The following is an 18,319-nucleotide window of genomic DNA, read 5'->3' as shown; positions in this document are numbered from 1 at the left end:
CTAGACCCTTCCGCCAAGCTATGAATCGTGATTCAATTCTTTCTGGTGACTGTAGAACGGATTTGCGTGACGGGCAACGGTCGCGCCGGACGCACGTCCGGTCGCTACCCGTCGAAGAGTTGAGGAGAACCCGGTGCATCTGAACGTGCTGCTCGAGAGTGTCCGCAGAAAGTTCCCCGAGAAGGAAGCGCTCGTCTACGGATCGCGCCGCATCACCTACCGGGAACTCGAATCCGCGTCCCGGCGGGCGGCCGAGGTGTTCCGCCGCGAGGGCGTCCGGCCCGGCGATCGGGTCGCGGTCATGACGTACAACTCGCCGGGCTTCGTGATTGCCGCATTCGGTGTCTGGCGCGCCGGTGGTGTGTTGGTCCCCGTCAACCACAAGCTCACCGCACCCGAGGTCGAGTACACGATCGGCCACAGCGGTGCGCGCGTCGGCGTCGTCTCGGCGGACCTCGTCGACGCGGCCCGCGGTGGAGCGCCGCAGACCCGGTGGTTGCTGACGGAGATGACAACGCACGGTGGTGCCGGCGGGGATGCGGCGGACGACTTCGATGCCGCTGTCGATGCGGCACCGGAATGGGAGGGTGTCGATGGGGGCGAGGGTAGTGAGGACGCCGTCGCGCAGATCCTGTACACCTCCGGTACAACCAGCGCGCCCAAGGGGTGCGTCCACACCCACCGGTCGATTGCCTCGGTGCCGCCGCTGATCGTCGCGACCGTCGGCCTCGAGCGCGACGACCGCTTCCTGCTCGCCATGCCGATCTGGCACGCATCGCCGCTGAACAACTGGATGCTGACGACGCTGTTCCTCGGCGGAACCGTGGTGCTGCTGCGCGAATACCACCCGATCCAGTTCCTCGAGACCGTGCAACGCGAGCGGATCACCGCGTTCTTCGGCGCGCCCATCGCCTACCTCGCCCCGGTGCAGATCGCGAAGGCTCAGGGTCTCGATCTTTCGTCGTACGACCTGAGTTCGGTCCGGCGCTGGCTCTACGGCGGCGCGCCGATCGGTGCCGAGACCGCGCAGCTCCTCGCCCGCGTCTACGGCTCGGAGGACTTCTATCAGGTGTACGGGATGAGCGAGATGGGGCCGGTCGGCACCGCGCTCTACCCGCACGAGCAGATCGAGAAGGCGGGGTCGATCGGCCGTGGCGGGATGCCCGGCGTGGACCTGCGGGTGGTCCGCGCCGACGGCACGGACGCCGGGCCGGGGGAGACCGGTGAGATCTGGCTCAGCGCCGACACCCGGATGCGCGGCTACCTCGACAACGACGCCGCGACCGAGGACGTGTTCGACGGGCGCTGGTACCGCAGCGGCGACGTCGCGCGGATCGACGCCGACGGGTACCTGTTCATCGTCGACCGACTCAAGGACGTCGTCATCACCGGCGGTGAGAACGTCTACTCGCAGGAGGTGGAGGAGGCGATCCGGCCGCACGACGACATCCTCGACGTCGCGGTGATCGGCCGGCCGCACCCGGAGTGGGGCGAGACGGTGGTCGCCGTCGTCGTGCCGGTCGAGGGGAGGACACTGGAACTCGAGGATCTGCGCGCGTACCTGTCGGACAAGCTCGCCCGCTACAAGATGCCGCGGGAGCTGGTGCTCGTCGATACGTTGCCGCGGAACCCGTCGGGCAAACTGACCAAGCACGTGCTGCGCGACGCCGTGTTTCCCCAGTGATTCGTGTGTCGAAAACCCACTATGAATGAGTTTGCATGATGGTGCATAATCATCCGTATGGGTACATCTGGAGACGCTGGAGCTTCGGAGACCGGTAACCGGTCTCCGATCAAGGTCGCGATTGCGGGCGCGAGCGGGTACGCGGGTGGCGAGATCCTGCGCCTGCTGCTCGGTCATCCTGCCTATCGCGACGGTTCGCTCGTGATCGGTGCGCTGACCGCGGGCAGCAACGCGGGCACGACCCTCGGGTCGCACCACCCGCACCTGCTGCCGCTCGCGGATCGCGTCCTGGGGCCGACCGACATCGAGACCCTGTCCGGTCACGATGTCGTCTTCCTCGGCTTGCCGCACGGCAACTCGGCCGAGATCGCGCGGCAGCTCCCCGAGTCGACCGTGATCATCGACTGCGGTGCCGACTTCCGGCTCACCGACGCCGAGGCGTGGGAGAAGTACTACGGCAGCCCGCATGCCGGCACTTGGCCGTACGGGCTGCCCGAGCTGCCGGGCGGCCGGGACAAGCTCGTCGGTGCCACCCGCATCGCGGTGCCCGGCTGCTACCCGACCGCGTCGTCGCTCGCGCTCGCCCCGGCCGTCGCAGCCGGTGTCGTCGAGCCGCGGGTCAACATCGTCGCGGTCAGCGGAACCTCCGGCGCGGGCAAGGCGCCCAAGGCCGACCTCCTCGGCTCCGAGGTCATGGGCTCGGTCCGGGCGTACGGCGTCGGCGGCGCGCACCGGCACACCCCGGAGATCAAGGAGAACCTGTCGGCGGCCGCCGGCGCGGACGTCACCGTCTCCTTCACGCCGGTCCTCGCGCCGATGCCGCGTGGCATCCTCGCTACCTGCACCGCGCCCACCACGTCCTCCGTCGACGAGATCCGTGCCGTCTACGAGAAGGCGTACCGGGACGAGCCGTTCGTCCACGTGCTCCCCGAGGGGCAGCTGCCGCAGACCGGGGCCGTCGTCGGCTCCAACGCCGTGCAGATCGCGGTCACCGTAGACGCGGACGCCGGAGTCCTCGTCGTCATCGCGGCGATCGACAACCTCACCAAGGGCACCGCCGGCGGTGCCGTCCAATCCATGAACCTGGCCCTGGGCCTGCCCGAGACCGATGGTCTCTCGACCGTGGGAGTTGCTCCGTGACAACCGAATCCGACTTCGCCGACGCCATCGAGATCGCCGGGGGCCGGCTGATCCGCACGCAGGGCGTCACCGCGCCGGCGGGCTTCCGCGCAGCCGGCATCAAGGCCGGGATCAAGGTCAGCGGTCGCTCCGACCTCGCACTGGTCTTCAACGAGGGACCCGAGCTGGCTGCCGCGGGCGTATTCACCGCTAACAAGGTCAAGGCCGCGCCCGTGCTGTGGTCGCAGCAGGTCCTCACCACCGGCCGGCTGCGGGCCGTGGTCCTCAACTCCGGCGGCGCCAACGCGTGCACCGGAGCCCCCGGATTCCAGGACGCCCACAAGACCGCCGAGCACGTGGCCGCATCGCTCAGCGACTGGGGCACCGAGACCGGCGCGATCGAGGTCGCAGTGTGCTCCACCGGTCTGATCGGTGACCGGCTGCCGATGGACAAGATCCTCTCGGGCGTCACCGAGATCGTGCACGAACTGGCCGGCGGTATCTCCGGCGGCACCGACGCCGCGCACGCCATCATGACCACCGACACCGTCCCCAAGCAGGCGGCACTGCACCACGCCGACAAGTGGAACGTCGGCGGCATGGCCAAGGGGGCCGGCATGCTCGCGCCGTCGCTCGCGACGATGCTGTCGGTCATCACCACCGACGCCGTCGCGACCGCCGAGCAGCTCGACGAGGCGCTGCGGTTCGCGACGCGGATGTCGTTCGACCGACTCGACGTCGACGGCGCGACCTCCACCAACGACACCGTGCTGCTGCTCTCGTCGGGCGCCAGCTCAGTCGCCCCGTCGCAGGACGAGCTCAACGCCGCCGTGCTCGCGGTGTGCGACAGCCTCGCCGACCAGATGATGGCCGACGCAGAGGGCGTCACCAAGCGGGTGCGGGTCACCGTCAGCGGCGCCGCCTCCGAGCAGGAGGCCCTCGTCGCTGCGCGCACCGTGGCCCGCGACAGCCTCGTCAAGACCGCACTGTTCGGCTCCGACCCCAACTGGGGTCGTGTCCTGGCCGCGGTCGGCATCGCGCCGATCACGCTCGACCCGGACCGGATCTCGGTGTCGTTCAACGGCAATCCCGTGTGCATCGACGGTGTCGGCGCCCCCGGCGCCCGCGAGGTGGACCTGTCCGGCATGGACATCGACCTGAACATCGAACTGGGCGTCGGCGAGCACAGCGTCACCATCCGCACCACCGACCTGTCGCACGCGTACGTCGAAGAGAATTCGGCGTACTCGTCATGAGTACCGACACCGACAGTGGCACCGCCGCCAGCATCGAGAACCTCACGTCGAGCCAGAAGGCGTTCGTCCTGGCCGAGGCGCTGCCGTGGCTGCAGCGCTTCCACGACAAGATCGTCGTGATCAAGTACGGCGGCAACGCCATGATCGACGACGAGCTCAAGAGCGCATTCGCCGCGGACATGGCGTTCCTGCGGACCATCGGGATCCACCCGGTCGTGGTGCACGGCGGCGGCCCTCAGATCAACGCGATGCTCAAGCGGCTCGGCATGGAGGGTGAGTTCCGGGGCGGTTTCCGGGTCACCACCCCCGAGGTCATGGACGTCGTGCGGATGGTGCTGTTCGGTCAGGTCGGCCGCGAGTTGGTCGGCCTGATCAACGCGCACGGCCCATTCGCCGTCGGCATCTCCGGCGAGGACGCGCGGCTGCTGACCGCGACCCGGCGCACCGTGCAGGTCGACGGCGAGGCCACCGACATCGGCCTCGTCGGCGACGTCACCACGGTCAACCCCGACGCGGTGCTCGACCTCATCGCCGCCGGGCGCATCCCCGTGGTCTCCACGATCGCGCCCGACGAGGACGGCGTGGTGCACAACATCAACGCCGACACCGCGGCCGCGGCCATCGCCGAGGCGATCGGCGCCGAGAAGCTGGTCGTCCTCACCGACGTCGAGGGGCTCTACACCGATTGGCCCGACCGCAGCTCGCTCGCCTCCGAGATCGACACGGCCGCACTGCGTCAGCTGCTGCCGAGCCTCGACTCCGGCATGGTCCCCAAGATGGAGGCCTGCCTGCGCGCCGTCGAGGGTGGCGTGCCCACCGCGCACGTCATCGACGGCCGCGTCGAGCACTCGGTTCTGCTCGAACTCTTCACCGGCGAGGGCATCGGCACCATGGTGACCCACGCTCCCGCACCCAACTCTGTTACCCCGGAAGGACGGAAATGACTGCCACAACGGATCTGCAGCAGCGCTGGTCCGGCGCGCTGATGAACACCTACGGCGTGCCGCGGGTGGCGCTGGTCCGCGGTGAGGGCGCGGTCGTGACCGACGCCGACGGGAAGCAGTACCTGGATCTGCTCGCCGGCATCGCCGTCAACATCCTCGGCCACGCGCATCCGGCGATCGTCGAGGCCGTCACGACCCAGCTGTCCACTCTCGGACACGTGTCGAACCTGTACGCCAGCGAGCCGGCCGTCGCGCTGGCCGAGCACCTGCTCGAGCACCTGGGTGCGGGCGAGACCGCCGGCACCGTGACGGGGCGGGTGTTCCTGTGCAACTCGGGAACCGAGGCCAACGAGGCCGCCTTCAAGCTGGCCCGGGCGACCGGACGTCGCAAGATCATCGCCGCCGAGAAGGCGTTCCACGGCCGGACGATGGGTGCCCTCGCGCTCACCGGCCAGCCCGACAAGCGGGCGCCGTTCGAGCCGATGCCCCCCGGCGTCGAGCACGTGCCCTACGGCGACCTCGAGGCGCTCGACCGGGCGGTCGACGAGGACACCGCGGCGGTGTTCCTCGAGCCGATCATGGGTGAGGGCGGCGTCGTGGTCCCGCCGGAGGGCTACCTCGCGGGTGCCCGGAAGATCACCGCCGAGCGCGGCGCACTGCTGATCCTCGACGAGGTGCAGACCGGCATCGGCCGGACCGGCTGGTTCTACGCGCACCAGGCCGCGGGCATCGTGCCCGATGTCATGACGCTCGCCAAGGGTCTCGGCGGTGGCATGCCGATCGGTGCGTGCATCGCGACCGGCGCGGCGGCCGAACTCTTCGGTCCGGGCAAGCACGGCACCACGTTCGGCGGCAACCCGGTGTGCGCGTCGGCCGCGCTCGCCGTGTTGCGGACGATCGCGTCCGAAGACCTGCTGTCGCATGCCGACAACATCGGCAAGGTGCTCTCCACCGGCATCGAGGGACTCGGGCACCCGCTCGTCGATCACGTGCGCGGATCCGGGCTGCTGCTGGGCGTCGTTCTCACCGACGACGTGGCCCCCGCGGTCGAGACCGCGGCCCGCGACGCCGGGTACCTCGTGAACGCGGCGCAGCCGGGCGTGCTCCGGTTGGCACCCCCGTTGATCCTCACCGAGGAGCAAGCGGAAGGATTCGTCGCGGCGCTGCCGGGAATTCTCGATGCGGCTGCGGCGGAACCGGCAGGAGGCAAGTAGTACATGACGATTCGACACTTCTTGAGGGACGACGACCTGACCCCGGCCGAGCAGGCCGAGGTGCTGTCGCTCGCCCGTGAGCTCAAGGCGAATCCGTTCTCGCGACGGCCGCTCGAGGGCCCGCGCGGCGTCGGTGTCATCTTCGACAAGAACTCGACCCGCACCCGTTTCTCGTTCGAGATGGGCATCGCGCAGCTCGGCGGGCACGCGGTCGTCGTCGACGGCAGCAAGACCCAGCTCGGCCGCGACGAGACGCTGCAGGACACCGGACGCGTGCTGTCTCGGTTCGTCGACGCCGTCGTGTGGCGCACGTTCGGCCAGGAGCGGCTCGAGCAGATGGCCGAGGGTGCGACGGTTCCGATCGTCAACGCGCTGTCGGATCAGTTCCATCCGTGCCAGGTACTCGCGGACCTGCAGACCATCGCCGAACGCAAGGGTGAACTGGCGGGTCTGCGGCTCACGTACCTCGGCGACGGCGCCAACAACATGGCGCACTCACTGCTGCTCGGTGGCGTCACCGCAGGCGTGCACGTGACGATCGCCGCGCCGCTCGGGTTCGCACCCGACCCGGCGGTCGTCGAGGCCGCCCGCGTGCGGGCCGAGCAGACCGGCGCAATGGTCACGCTCACCGACGATCCGCAGGCCGCGGTGGCCGGCGCCGACGTGCTGGTGACGGACACCTGGACGTCGATGGGTCAGGAGGAGGACGGTCTCGACCGCATCGGACCGTTCCGGCCGTTCCAGATCAACGCCGACCTGCTCGCGAAGGCGGCACCGGACGCCGTCGTGCTGCACTGCCTGCCCGCACACCGCGGCGAGGAGATCACCGACGAGGTCCTCGACGGGCCGCAGTCGGCTGCGTGGGACGAGGCCGAGAACCGGCTGCATGCGCAGAAGGCACTGCTCGTCTGGCTGCTCGAACACCGGTCCGGGGCCCGGCCGTGACCACCGCCCCGGGGCCCCATCCGGCGCAGCCTGCCGCCGCCGTCGCGCACACGCGCGCCGGCCGGCAGGCGCGGATCACCGCGCTGGTCGCAGAGCGGCACATCCGCAGCCAGGCCGAACTCGCGGCGCTGCTCGGCGCGGAGGGGATCGAGGTCTCCAACGCGACCCTGTCGCGCGATCTCGAGGAACTCGGCGCGGTGAAGCTGCGGGCCGCCGACGGTGGCGCCGGGGTGTACGTCGTGCCGGAGGACGGCTCGCCCGTGCGGGGTGTCTCCGGGGGTACCGACCGGTTGTCCCGACTGCTGGGGGAACTGCTGGTCTCGACCGATGCCAGCGGAAACCTCGCCGTCCTGCGGACCCCGCCGGGGGCCGCGCACTACCTGGCCAGCGCGCTCGACCGGGCCTCGCTGCCCGACGTCGTCGGCACCATCGCGGGCGACGACACGATCCTCGTCGTGGCCCGCGAACCGCTCACCGGGGCGGAGCTTGCCGCGGCGATCGAGCGCCTGGCCTGACCACTAGACTCTGCATGAACAATTCGATTTCTAAGGAGCACACACACCATGGCTGATCGCGTCGTACTCGCCTACTCGGGCGGGCTGGACACCTCCGTGGCCATCAGCTGGATCGGCAAGGAGACCGGCAAGGAGGTCGTTGCCGTCGCCATCGATCTCGGCCAGGGCGGCGAGGACATGGAGGTCGTGCGTCAGCGTGCCCTCGACTGCGGTGCCGTCGAGTCGGTCGTGGTGGATGCGCGCGACGAGTTCGCGGACGAGTACTGCCTGCCGACCATCCAGGCCAACGCTCTCTACATGGACCGCTACCCGCTGGTCTCGGCCATCAGCCGTCCGCTGATCGTCAAGCACATCGTCGAGGCTGCTCGCGCGCACGGCGGCACCGTTGTGTCGCACGGGTGCACCGGCAAGGGCAACGACCAGGTCCGCTTCGAGGTCGGCTTCGGCGCCCTCGCGCCCGACCTCGAGGTCATCGCACCGGTCCGCGACTACGCGTGGACCCGCGAGAAGGCGATCGCCTTCGCCGAGGAGAACAACATCCCGATCAACGTCACCAAGCGTTCGCCGTTCTCGATCGACCAGAACGTGTGGGGCCGCGCGGTGGAGACGGGCTTCCTCGAGGATCTGTGGAACGCGCCGACCAAGGACGTCTACGACTACACGCAGGACCCCACGCTCAACTGGAACAGCCCCGACGAGCTGATCATCAGCTTCGAGGCGGGTAAGCCGGTCGCGATCGACGGCAAGCCGGTCACGGTGCTCGAGGCCATCCAGGAGCTCAACAAGCGCGCGGGTGCGCAGGGCGTCGGCCGCCTCGACGTCGTCGAGGACCGTCTCGTCGGCATCAAGAGCCGCGAGATCTACGAGGCCCCGGGCGCGATGGTGCTCATCACCGCGCACCAGGAGCTCGAGCACCTCACCCTCGAGCGTGAGCTGGGCCGCTACAAGCGTCAGATGGAGCAGCGCTGGAGCGAGCTGGTCTACGACGGCCTGTGGTTCTCGCCGCTCAAGGACGCGCTGGATTCCTTCGTCGCGAAGACCCAGGAGCGGGTCACCGGCGACATCCGCCTGTTCCTGCACGGTGGCGCGATCACCGTCAACGGCCGCCGCAGCCCGGAGTCGCTGTACGACTTCAACCTGGCCACCTACGACGAGGGCGACTCGTTCGACCAGTCGTACGCGAAGGGCTTCGTCAACATCCACGGCCTGTCCTCCAAGGTCGCCGCGAAGCGCGACCTGGGTCTCTAGTCGATGACCGCCCACGACGCCGGAGGCGCTCAGAGCCACGGCACCAACGAGGGCGCCCTGTGGGGCGGCCGGTTCCAGTCGGGACCGGCCGCCGCCATGGCGGCCCTGAGCAAGTCGACACACTTCGACTGGGTCCTGGCCCCGTACGACGTGCGGGCGTCCCAGGCGCACGCGAAGGTGCTGCACAAGGCCGGTCTCCTGAGCGAGGCCGACCTGGCGACCATGCTCGACGGCCTCACCCGGCTCGGCGACGACGTCGCCTCCGGTGCGTTCGGGCCGGCCGAGTCCGACGAGGACGTGCACGGCGCACTCGAGCGGGGCCTGATCGAGCGGGTCGGGCCCGAGGTCGGTGGCCGGCTGCGGGCCGGCCGTTCCCGTAACGACCAGGTGGCCACCCTGTTCCGGATGTGGCTGCGGGACGCGGCCCGGCGGGTCGCCGACGGCGTCCTCGACGTCGTCGACGCACTCGCAACCCAGGCCGCGGCGCACCCCGATGTCGTGATGCCGGGCAAGACGCACCTGCAGGCGGCGCAGCCCGTGCTGCTGGCGCATCATCTGCTCGCGCACACGCATCCGCTGCTGCGCGACGTCGCGCGTCTGCGGGACTTCGACAAGCGGGCCGCGGTGTCGCCGTACGGTTCCGGCGCCCTGGCGGGCTCGTCGCTGGGGCTCGACCCCGACGCGATCGCCGCCGAGCTGAAGTTCGACTCGGCCGCCGAGAACTCGATCGACGCGACGTCGTCGCGTGACTTCGCGGCCGAGGCGGCGTTCGTCTTCGCGATGATCGCGGTGGACCTGTCTCGGATGGCCGAAGAGGTCATCATCTGGAGCACGCCGGAATTCGGCTACATCACGCTCGCGGACGCGTGGTCGACGGGATCGTCGATCATGCCGCAGAAGAAGAACCCGGACGTCTCCGAGCTCACGCGTGGCAAGGCAGGACGCCTGATCGGCAACGTGACCGGTCTGCTGGCCACGCTCAAGGCACAGCCGCTCGCGTACAACCGCGATCTGCAGGAAGACAAGGAGCCGGTCTTCGACTCGGTCGCACAGCTCGAGCTGCTGCTGCCCGCGATCACCGGTCTGGTCTCCACCCTCGAGTTCCACACCGATCGGATGGCGGAGCTGGCTCCAGCAGGGTTCACGCTCGCCACCGACATCGCGGAATGGATGGTCCGCCAGGGCGTTCCGTTCCGGGTTGCGCACGAGGCCGCGGGCGCATGCGTCCGCGTCGCGGAGGCGCGCGGCGTGGGGCTCGACGAGCTCACCGACGACGAGCTTGCGGGTGTCGATCCGGCGCTCACCCCGGCGGTGCGCGAGGTGCTCACGGTCCACGGATCCATCGCGTCGCGTAGCGCGCGCGGCGGGACCGCGGGGGTGCGGGTTGCCGAACAACTGGGCGGCGTGCGTCGTTCGGCGGACGCGTTGCGGGAGTGGACGCGCGCCTAGTCGAGATGAGAGATCGACTCGGTGTAACCCCAGTCCCATATACGCAGTAATGTGGAAGCTCATCGAACATGATGTGATGCAAGTCACGATGGGTTGCTGGGGGAGTGCTGGTGAGTCTGAGCTCCGACTACGTGGTGGGTTCGCTTCGGCGAGCCGTCGCCACGGCACAGAACGGCCTCGAGGTGGTTCGCCTCGGCGGTCTGGAAACCGGTGCCACACCGTCGCCGTTCCAGATCGTCGAGCGCGCCCCGATGTATCGACTGCGCCGATACTTCCCGGACGCCGCTCCGGATCAGGCCGGGCCGCCGATCGTGCTCGTGCCGCCGATGATGATGTCGGCGGACGTGTACGACGTCACCCGTGACCAGGGCGCCGTCGGGATCCTGCACGAGATGGGCATCGATCCGTGGGTCGTCGACTTCGGCTCCCCGGACACCGAGGAGGGCGGCTGGGACCGCACACTCGCGGATCACATTGTCGCGATCAGCGAGATCATCGACCTGGTCCACGAGCACACCGGTCGTGACGTCCACCTGTCGGGCTATTCGCAGGGTGGCATGTTCTGCTACCAGGCCGCGGCCTTCCGGCGGTGCCGGAACATCGCCAGCCTGATCACTTTCGGTGCGCCCGTCGACACGCTGGCCGCGCTGCCGTTCAACATCCCCGAGGGCATCGCGACCAAGGCTGCCGACGTGCTCGCCGACCACGTGTTCAACCGTTTGTCGATCGCCGGGTGGATGGCGCGCACCGGCTTCCAGTTGCTCGATCCGGTGAAGACCGCGAAATCCCGACTCGACTTCCTGCGGCAGTTGCACGACCGCGAAGCGCTGCTGCCGCGCGAGCAGCAGCGCCGCTTCCTGGCGCAGGACGGCTGGGTGGCGTGGTCCGGCCCCGCGGTCGCCGAACTGCTCAAGCAGTTCATCGTCCACAACCGGATGATGACCGGTGGGTTCGTCATCAAGGACACCCCGGTGAGCCTCGCCGAGATCACGTGTCCGGTTCTTGCGTTCGTCGGTGAAGTCGACGACATCGGCCAACCGCTCGCCGTGCGCGGGATCAAGCGGGCAGCGCCCCGGGCCGAGGCGTTCGAATCGACGTTGCGCGCAGGGCACTTCGGCCTCGTCGTCGGCTCCGCCGCGGCAGCCCGGACGTGGCCGACCACCGGACAGTGGGTTCGATGGCGTGAGGGCACCGGGCCGCGCCCGGACACCGTCGACGCGATGATCCACGACGAGCCGTCCGGCACCGACAGCGGTGTGAGCATCGCCAACCGGCTGGCCCATACCGTCGCGTCGATCGCCGAGGTCGGTGTGGGCGTCGGCAAGGGAATCGCGGATCTCGCCACCGACACCGTGCGTGGTACTCGCGAGCTCTCCGTCGAGGCTGCTCGTGCGTTGCCGAGACTTGCTCGGCTCGGTCAGCTGCAGCCGCACTCGCGGATCTCACTGGGGCTGTTGCTCGCCGAGCAGGGACGCAAGGCGGCGAACGGGGAGTTCTTCCTGTTCGACGATCGAGTGCACACCAACGCCGCCGTCAACACGCGCATCGACAACGTGGTCCGTGGTCTCATCCATGCCGGTATCCGGCCGGCCAACCATGTCGGTGTCCTGATGGAGACCCGCCCCAGCGCGCTGGTCGCGATCGCGGCGCTGTCGCGGCTCGGTGCCGTCGCAGCGCTGTTGCCGCCGGGCGGGGATCTCGACGAAGCGGTGCGACTGGGTGGGGTCGATCGCATCCTCGTCGACCCGGACCACCTCGAAGACGCGGTGGCGACCGGCAAGAAGGTCCTCGTGCTCGGCGGCGGCGAATTCCGCGGGCTCGACGTCGAGCTGGGGCCGGACGTGGTGGACCTGGAGCAGGTCGACCCGGATGCGGTGACACTGCCCGGCTGGTATCGCCCGGATCCCGGGCTGGCACGGGAACTGGCGTTCGTGATCTTCAGTGGGTCGCGCGGCAGCCTCGAGGCCAAGTTCATCACGAACTACCGCTGGGCGCTCTCGGCGTTCGGTACGGCGTCCGCGGCCTCGCTCAGTCGCGGCGACACGGTGTACTGCCTTGCGCCGCTGCATCATTCGTCGGGGCTGATGGCCACCCTCGGCGGCGCGGTCGCGGGCGGTTCGCGGATCGCGCTGTCGCGCGGGCTGGATCCGGAGCGCTTCGCGGAGGAGATCCACCGGTACGGGGTCACGGTCGTCAGCTACACGTGGACGATGCTGCGTGAGATTCTCGATGCCAAGCTGCTGCCGCTCGAGCACGGGCATCCCGTGCGCCTGTTCATCGGCTCGGGCATGCCGCCCGGGCTGTGGCGCCGAACCACCGAGCGGTTCGCCCCAGCGCAGGTGCTCGAGTTCTATGCGTCCACCGAGGGTGACGTGGTTCTGGTCAATGTCTCCGGCGCGAAGGTCGGTTCCAAGGGGCGCCCGCTCCCCGGCAGCGCCGAGGTTCGACTGGGCGCGTACGACCCGATCGAGGGGCGTCTGCTCGAGGACGCGCAGGGATTCGTCCGTGAGTGCGAGGACGAGGAAGTAGGCCTGCTTCTCGGTCGGCCGGGCGCACGCGCGGAGGCGGTTCCCGGCGTGATGCGGGGCGTCTTCGCTGCCGGCGACGCCTGGGTGCCCACCGAGAACCTCTTCCGGCGGGACGCGGACGGAGACTACTGGCTGGTCGACCACAAGCGCACCGTGGTCGCCGCAGCGCGCGGACCGGTCTTCACGCAGCCGATCGTCGATGCCCTCGGGGAGATGCCGCAGGTCGAGTTGGCGGTCGCGTATCCAGTGCCCGCGGGGGAGTCCCACGTGGCGGTCGCGGCGATCACCGTCCACGAGGGACGCGTCCCCAGCGCGGCGGAGATCGGTGCCGCACTCGGGCAGTTGCCGATCGAGCAGTGCCCCGACATCGTGCACGTCGTCGACCGCATCCCGCTCGGCGCCTCGTACCGCCCTCGGGCGTCCGAGTTGCAGGCAGCGGGCCTCCCGAAGCCGAGCGTGCGCGCGTGGTACCTCGAGGTGGACACCGGCCGGTACAAGCGCCTCACCAAGGCGACGGCGGCGACGTTCGGGGACCCGTCGGCGAAGCCGGGTGGGGTGCCCGCGTGAGCACTCCCGCGGAGACTTGTAGCCTGGACCGGCCGAGATCCCGGACGGCCCGAGAGGACTGAAGTGGTTATTGATCCCACCCTGCTCAGCATTCTGGCGTGCCCGCAGGACAAGGGGCCGTTGCTGTTGGTCGGTGACGAGTTGCTCTACAACCCGCGCCTGCACCGGGCCTACCCGATCGAGAACGGGATCCCCGTGCTGCTGGTCGACGAGGCACGTGATGTCACCGACGCCGAGCACGACGACTTCGTCGCGCGCGGCGTCGCCTCCCGCACCGACTAGACCGGTTCCAGCGGTCCGGTGAAATAGCGCTGCAGTGTCGGCGCGATCAGCTGGACGGTCTGCTCCGTGGACAGGGTCCGCAGGGCTTCGATCCTCAACAGGTGGCGGGTGACGAACAGACCCGTCATCTGCGAGGCGACGAGTGCGACGCGCAGGTCCCCGGTTCCGGTCGGGGAGTCCACCCTCGCGGCGATGCCCTTCAGCGCGACCTCGAGGAGGAAGCTGCGGACGAGGTTCTCCTCGCCGCCCGTCAGTGCGGACCGCACCGCGGCGACCACCGCGGGCTGGTGCGTGGAGTCCCAGACCCCGATCACTGTCCGCGCGAGCGTCTCGCCCAGTGCGTCCACCGGGGCCGCCTCGAGCGCGCCGAGGATCGTCGCGGGGTCGATGGGTAGCTCGATCGCGTCGACCAGCAGGCGCTGCTTTGTGCCGAAGTAGTGGTGGACGAGTGCCGAGTCGACGCCGGACTCCGACGCGATCGAGCGAATGGTCGTGTGGTCGAACCCTTTGCTCGCGAACTGGTTTCGAGCGACCTGCAGGATCCGGTCGCGGGTCCCCGAGCGCCCGGGACGCCTCCCGGAACGGGTCGGCGAGGACGACTCCGCCATCACGGTGTCCGCCGACGCAGTGTCGCGGCCCCGAGACTCAGCGCGACCACCACGAACGCCACCACGATCCCGAGGTCACGCCACATCAACGTGGTCGTGCCGGGATTGGTGGCCACCTGCTGCAGGGCCTCCACCGCGTAGCTCAGCGGCAGCACGTTGCTGATCCACTCCAGCCACTGCGGCAGCTGACCCCGCGGAACCAGCAGCCCGCACAGCAGGAGTTGCGGGATCACGATGACCGGCATGAACTGCACGGCCTGGAACTCGGTGCGGGCGAACGCGCTGCACAGCAGGCCCAGCGCGACCCCGAGTACGGCGTTGACCACCGCGATGAGCAGGACCCAGATCACGCTGCCTTCGGTGGTCAGGTTCAGAAATCCGAAGGCGACCGCACAGGCGAGGCCGGCCTGCGCCGCCGCGGCGATCGAGAAGGCGGTGCCGTAGCCGGCGAGCAGGTCGAGCTTCGACAGGGGCGTGGTCAGCAGGCGCTCGAGGGTGCCGGAACTGCGTTCGCGCTGCATCGCGATCGACGTCACCAGGAACATCACGATGAACGGGATGATGCCGAGCATCGTGATCGCGATCCGGTCGAACAGCGGAGTCTGGCCGGGCGGGGTCGGGACGTTCTGATAGAGGAAGTACAGGAGCACCATCAGCAACGACGGCACCACCAGGATCATCGCGACGGTCCGGTGGTCCACGCGGAGCTGACGCAGGATGCGCGTCGTACTCGCGGTGTAGATACGGGGCGTGATGATCATGGCTGGACTCCGACCTGGTGTTCCCGGATGAGCGAGAGGAACGCCTCCTCGAGGTTTGCCTTGCCGGTACGGCGCCGGAGTTCGTCCGGTGGCACGTGCGCGAGCAGCCGGCCGTCCCGCAGCAGCAGGAGGTTCTCGCAGTGGTCGGCCTCGTCCATGACGTGGCTCGACACGAGCAGTGTCGTGCCCGCAGCGGCAAGCGAGGCGAAGTGTTCCCATAGTTCGGCGCGCAGGACGGGGTCGAGCCCGACGGTGGGCTCGTCCAGCACCAGCAGTTCCGGCTGGGCGACCAGTGCGCACGCCAGTGACACTCGGCCGAGCTGCCCGCCCGACAGGTCGCCCGCTCGGTGGTGGGTGTGGGTCGTCAGGCCGACGGCCTCGATAGTGTCGGCGACCGCGTCGTTGCCGCGGCCGTACAACGAGGCGAAGTACCGCACGTTGTCCCTGATCGTCAGATCCAGGTAGACGCTCGGCGCCTGGGTCACGTAGCCGATCCGACGCCGCAGAGCCGCCGCGCCCGCCGGGCGGCCCAGCAGGGTGACCGTGCCGGACTCCACGATCTGGGTGCCGACGATGCACCGCATCAGAGTGGTCTTGCCGCACCCCGACGGACCGAGCAGCCCCGTGACCGTTCCGCGGGGGATCGCCAGGGTTACGTCCCTCAGTGCGGGGGCGCCACCGCGTCGGACATTGAGCTCGTGGATCTCTATCGCCGCGGAGGGCGAAGCGGAGGTTCCGGTCATGTCGACCTCGATTCATCGAGCGATGAACTCACCGTTCGGTGAATTATTCGCCCGCGCGGGGACGCCCGTCAACGCTCCGGACGCCACCGCGCGACGTCGGTGCACAATCGTCACCGTGACCACTCCTGGACGCGACGTCCTCCGCGACGCCGACCACCCGATCGAGGCGGCCCGGGCCCTTCTCGGCGCGACGCTGACCGTCGGCGCGGTGCGGGCGCGGATAGTCGAGGTGGAGGCGTATGGAGGCGACTTACAGGGCCCATGGCCGGATCCGGCGTCGCACTCCTTCCGGGGACGGACACCGCGGAACGCGGTGATGTTCGGTGACGCAGGCCATCTGTACGTCTACCGCAGCTACGGAATGCACTACTGCGCGAACGTCTCGTACGGACCGGACGGCGTCGCCGGTGGCGTGCTGCTGCGCGCTGCAGAGATCATCGACGGCCACGAGCTGGTCGCCTCACGCCGTCCGGGGATCAGTCGTCACTCCGACGCCGCCCGCGGACCGGGCAACCTCGGTTCGGCACTCGGCCTGACCCTCGACGACAACGGGGTCGACCTGTTCGGGACCCACCCGGACACGCGCCTGGGGCTGGGGGAGCCGACGCCCTACCGGAGCGGCCCACGGGTCGGGATCGCCGTTGCCGCAGACCGGCCGTGGCGGCTGTGGATCCCGGGCTCGGCCGCCGTTTCCGCGTACCGCCGCAGCCCGCGCGCACCTGCGGTCACCGAGCGATGGGATGATCGGGTGCGTGACTGAGAACATCCTTGACGAACTGACCTGGCGGGGCCTCATCGCCCAGTCGACCGATCTGGACGCGCTGCGTCGTGAGACCGAGGCCGGTCCAGTCACGTTGTATGCCGGTTTCGATCCGACCGGGCCGAGCTTGCACGCAGGCCACCTGGTCCCGCTGCTCGCCCTCAAGCGCTTCCAGCGCGCAGGTCACCGGCCGATCGTCCTGGCCGGTGGCGCCACCGGCATGATCGGTGACCCCCGCGATGTCGGCGAGCGCACCATGAACTCGGCCGACACGGTCGCCGAATGGGCCGATCGCATCCGCTCGCAGCTCGAGCGCTTCGTCGACTTCGACGATTCACCGACCGGCGCGGTCATCGAGAACAACGCCAACTGGACGTCCAAGCTGACGGCAATCGATTTCCTGCGCGACATCGGTAAGCACTTCTCCGTGAACGTCATGCTTGCGCGGGACACCGTCAAGCGGCGTCTCGAGTCCGACGGCATGTCCTACACCGAGTTCAGCTACATGTTGCTGCAGGCGAACGACTTCGTGCACCTGCGCCGCAACTACGGTTGCGCGTTGCAGGTCGGCGGCTCCGACCAGTGGGGCAACATCATCGCCGGGGTCGACCTCAACCGGAAGCTCGACGGTGCCTCGGTCCACGCGATGACGGTCCCGCTCGTGACGTCTGCGGACGGCAAGAAGTTCGGCAAGTCGACCGGTGGCGGCAGCCTGTGGCTCGATCCCGAGATGACCAGCCCGTACGCCTGGTACCAGTACTTCGTGAACACCGGTGACGCGGATGTCATGCGTTACCTGCGCTGGTTTACGTTCCTGACGCAGGAGGAGCTCGCGGAGCTCGAGACCGCGACGGCGGAGCGCCCGCAGGCTCGTGAGGCGCAGCGCCGGCTCGCTGCCGAGATGACGACGCTCGTCCACGGACAGGCAAATACGGACGCGGTTGAGCTCGCGAGCAAGGCGTTGTTCGGCCGCGCCGAGCTGACGGACCTCGACGAGTCGACGCTCGCGGCTGCGCTGAAGGAGGCGTCGATCGCAGAGGTTCGAGCAGGTGAGCCGGACACGATCATCGATCTCCTGGTAGCGAGCGGGCTGTGCGAGAGCAAGGGCGCTGCGCGCCGAGCTGTCAAGGAAGGCGGCGCCTACGTGAACAACCAGCGAGTCGAGGCCGACGACTGGGCGCCGAGCGCGACGGATCTGCTGCACGGAAAGTGGCTCGTGATCCGACGGGGACGGAAGAACTTCGGTGGCATCAAGGTGCTCGCCGGCTGACGTGTCCGGCGTCACGAAGATCAAGTTGTGCCCGAACGGGGCGGGGTTCGCCCCGCCCCGTTCGGTCTACCTGCGGCTTTCCGATCCAGAGTGGCCGGGCAAGCCCTGTGACCAGGCAATTTGGCGTTCCGGTGCAAAGCCCCGTAACTTATTCCAGGTCAGAGCGACACGGACACCGACCCGCCGCCGAGCTTCGCAGCTCAGCGAGGGAAAACGAGGTTGTACGGAGAGCGCCTGAAAATCCGAGTGTGAAACATCCTGTAGGATGGTGGAGCGCGTTCGGGTGGCCGACAAAGTAGCGGATTTGCGTCCGAGACTTGCTTCGGTTAGACTGGAACAGTTGCCCCGAAACGAGGAGCCTGAGGGTTTCGAGTGGTGGTGTGCGCGTGTTCTTTGAGAACTCAACAGTGTGTCGATGAATGTCAG

The 18,319-nt window shown here is 69.0% G+C and carries 16 protein-coding genes; 13 read left to right on the top strand and 3 right to left on the bottom strand.

The annotated features are described in order from the left end of the window. Window positions 1-133: 133 nt before the first annotated feature. The 11 genes from J2X34_RS23170 to J2X34_RS23120 all read left to right on the top strand — a co-directional run bounded on the left by J2X34_RS23170 (window position 134) and on the right by J2X34_RS23120 (window position 13,751). On the top strand, window positions 134-1,684 hold the full coding sequence (locus J2X34_RS23170) for a class I adenylate-forming enzyme family protein (protein WP_429519898.1): 1,551 nt from the start codon (window positions 134-136) through the stop codon (window positions 1,682-1,684). 57 nt (window positions 1,685-1,741) lie between these two features. Further along, window positions 1,742-2,824 carry an N-acetyl-gamma-glutamyl-phosphate reductase gene (gene argC / locus J2X34_RS23165; RefSeq protein WP_429519897.1) on the top strand — a complete coding sequence of 361 codons (1,083 nt, stop codon included), beginning with the start codon at window positions 1,742-1,744 and terminating at the stop codon, window positions 2,822-2,824. Further along, the gene (gene argJ / locus J2X34_RS23160) at window positions 2,821-4,059 is read left to right on the top strand and encodes a bifunctional glutamate N-acetyltransferase/amino-acid acetyltransferase ArgJ (protein ID WP_429519896.1); all 1,239 of its coding nucleotides are present in this window, start codon (window positions 2,821-2,823) and stop codon (window positions 4,057-4,059) included. The genes argC and argJ overlap by 4 nt, the downstream gene beginning before the upstream one ends. Next, entirely contained in the window at window positions 4,056-5,003 is a 948-nt protein-coding gene (gene argB / locus J2X34_RS23155) for an acetylglutamate kinase (protein WP_429519895.1), read from the top strand. Before argJ ends, argB begins: the two co-directional genes overlap by 4 nt. After that, window positions 5,000-6,217 carry an acetylornithine transaminase gene (locus tag J2X34_RS23150; RefSeq protein WP_114722864.1) on the top strand — a complete coding sequence of 406 codons (1,218 nt, stop codon included), beginning with the start codon at window positions 5,000-5,002 and terminating at the stop codon, window positions 6,215-6,217. Before argB ends, J2X34_RS23150 begins: the two co-directional genes overlap by 4 nt. Window positions 6,218-6,220: 3 nt before the next feature. Then, the gene (gene argF / locus J2X34_RS23145; protein ID WP_114722865.1) at window positions 6,221-7,162 is read left to right on the top strand and encodes an ornithine carbamoyltransferase; all 942 of its coding nucleotides are present in this window, start codon (window positions 6,221-6,223) and stop codon (window positions 7,160-7,162) included. Then, window positions 7,159-7,677 carry an arginine repressor gene (locus J2X34_RS23140; protein WP_114722866.1) on the top strand — a complete coding sequence of 173 codons (519 nt, stop codon included), beginning with the start codon at window positions 7,159-7,161 and terminating at the stop codon, window positions 7,675-7,677. The genes argF and J2X34_RS23140 overlap by 4 nt, the downstream gene beginning before the upstream one ends. A 48-nt stretch (window positions 7,678-7,725) precedes the next feature. Further along, window positions 7,726-8,925 carry an argininosuccinate synthase gene (locus J2X34_RS23135; RefSeq protein ID WP_114722867.1) on the top strand — a complete coding sequence of 400 codons (1,200 nt, stop codon included), beginning with the start codon at window positions 7,726-7,728 and terminating at the stop codon, window positions 8,923-8,925. 3 nt (window positions 8,926-8,928) lie between these two features. Then, window positions 8,929-10,374, top strand: a complete 1,446-nt coding sequence (argH, locus tag J2X34_RS23130; RefSeq protein WP_429519894.1) for an argininosuccinate lyase — start codon at window positions 8,929-8,931, stop codon at window positions 10,372-10,374. Between the two features lie 107 nt (window positions 10,375-10,481). Further along, window positions 10,482-13,469: an acyl-CoA synthetase gene (locus J2X34_RS23125; RefSeq protein ID WP_429519935.1), complete on the top strand. Its 2,988-nt coding sequence runs from the start codon at window positions 10,482-10,484 to the stop codon at window positions 13,467-13,469. A gap of 63 nt (window positions 13,470-13,532) precedes the next feature. After that, on the top strand, window positions 13,533-13,751 hold the full coding sequence (locus J2X34_RS23120; RefSeq protein ID WP_114722870.1) for a Trm112 family protein: 219 nt from the start codon (window positions 13,533-13,535) through the stop codon (window positions 13,749-13,751). Here J2X34_RS23120 and J2X34_RS23115 read toward each other — a convergent pair. Genes J2X34_RS23115 through J2X34_RS23105 form a run of 3 tightly spaced genes read right to left on the bottom strand, consistent with a single transcriptional unit; the run spans window position 13,748 to window position 15,863 of the window. Next, complete coding sequence (locus tag J2X34_RS23115; RefSeq protein WP_429519893.1) at window positions 13,748-14,359, bottom strand: TetR family transcriptional regulator; 612 nt, start codon at window positions 14,357-14,359, stop codon at window positions 13,748-13,750. The genes J2X34_RS23120 and J2X34_RS23115 overlap by 4 nt on opposite strands. After that, window positions 14,359-15,120 (bottom strand): ABC transporter permease, encoded by a 762-nt coding sequence (locus J2X34_RS23110; protein ID WP_114722872.1) that lies wholly within the window; start codon window positions 15,118-15,120, stop codon window positions 14,359-14,361. The genes J2X34_RS23115 and J2X34_RS23110 overlap by 1 nt, the downstream gene beginning before the upstream one ends. Continuing rightward, a complete protein-coding gene (locus J2X34_RS23105) occupies window positions 15,117-15,863 on the bottom strand; it encodes an ABC transporter ATP-binding protein (RefSeq protein WP_429519892.1) in 747 nt (248 codons plus the stop codon). The genes J2X34_RS23110 and J2X34_RS23105 overlap by 4 nt, the downstream gene beginning before the upstream one ends. A 115-nt stretch (window positions 15,864-15,978) precedes the next feature. Here J2X34_RS23105 and J2X34_RS23100 point away from each other — a divergent pair, with 115 nt between their 5' ends. Continuing rightward, complete coding sequence (locus J2X34_RS23100) at window positions 15,979-16,623, top strand: DNA-3-methyladenine glycosylase (RefSeq protein ID WP_429519891.1); 645 nt, start codon at window positions 15,979-15,981, stop codon at window positions 16,621-16,623. Further along, on the top strand, window positions 16,616-17,893 hold the full coding sequence (gene tyrS / locus J2X34_RS23095) for a tyrosine--tRNA ligase (RefSeq protein WP_114722887.1): 1,278 nt from the start codon (window positions 16,616-16,618) through the stop codon (window positions 17,891-17,893). Before J2X34_RS23100 ends, tyrS begins: the two co-directional genes overlap by 8 nt. The last annotated feature ends 426 nt before the right edge of the window (window positions 17,894-18,319 follow it).

It is taken from the genome of Rhodococcus sp. BE178 (assembly GCF_050433545.1).
GTDB lineage: Bacteria > Actinomycetota > Actinomycetes > Mycobacteriales > Mycobacteriaceae > Prescottella.
Note: the sequence above shows the minus strand (reverse complement) of the source record. Positions and strands in the feature narration are given on the sequence as shown.

What these genes read in the sequence shown, in the direction of transcription:
- argC (WP_429519897.1), top strand. Translation starts at nt 1,742, where the DNA reads ATGGGTACATCTGGAGACGCTGGAGCTTCGGAGACCGGTAACCGGTCT.
- argB (WP_429519895.1), top strand. Translation starts at nt 4,056, where the DNA reads ATGAGTACCGACACCGACAGTGGCACCGCCGCCAGCATCGAGAACCTC.
- J2X34_RS23150 (WP_114722864.1), top strand. Translation starts at nt 5,000, where the DNA reads ATGACTGCCACAACGGATCTGCAGCAGCGCTGGTCCGGCGCGCTGATG.
- argF (WP_114722865.1), top strand. Translation starts at nt 6,221, where the DNA reads ATGACGATTCGACACTTCTTGAGGGACGACGACCTGACCCCGGCCGAG.
- J2X34_RS23135 (WP_114722867.1), top strand. Translation starts at nt 7,726, where the DNA reads ATGGCTGATCGCGTCGTACTCGCCTACTCGGGCGGGCTGGACACCTCC.
- argH (WP_429519894.1), top strand. Translation starts at nt 8,929, where the DNA reads ATGACCGCCCACGACGCCGGAGGCGCTCAGAGCCACGGCACCAACGAG.
- J2X34_RS23115 (WP_429519893.1), bottom strand. Translation starts at nt 14,359, where the DNA reads ATGGCGGAGTCGTCCTCGCCGACCCGTTCCGGGAGGCGTCCCGGGCGC.
- J2X34_RS23110 (WP_114722872.1), bottom strand. Translation starts at nt 15,120, where the DNA reads ATGATCATCACGCCCCGTATCTACACCGCGAGTACGACGCGCATCCTG.
- J2X34_RS23105 (WP_429519892.1), bottom strand. Translation starts at nt 15,863, where the DNA reads ATGACCGGAACCTCCGCTTCGCCCTCCGCGGCGATAGAGATCCACGAG.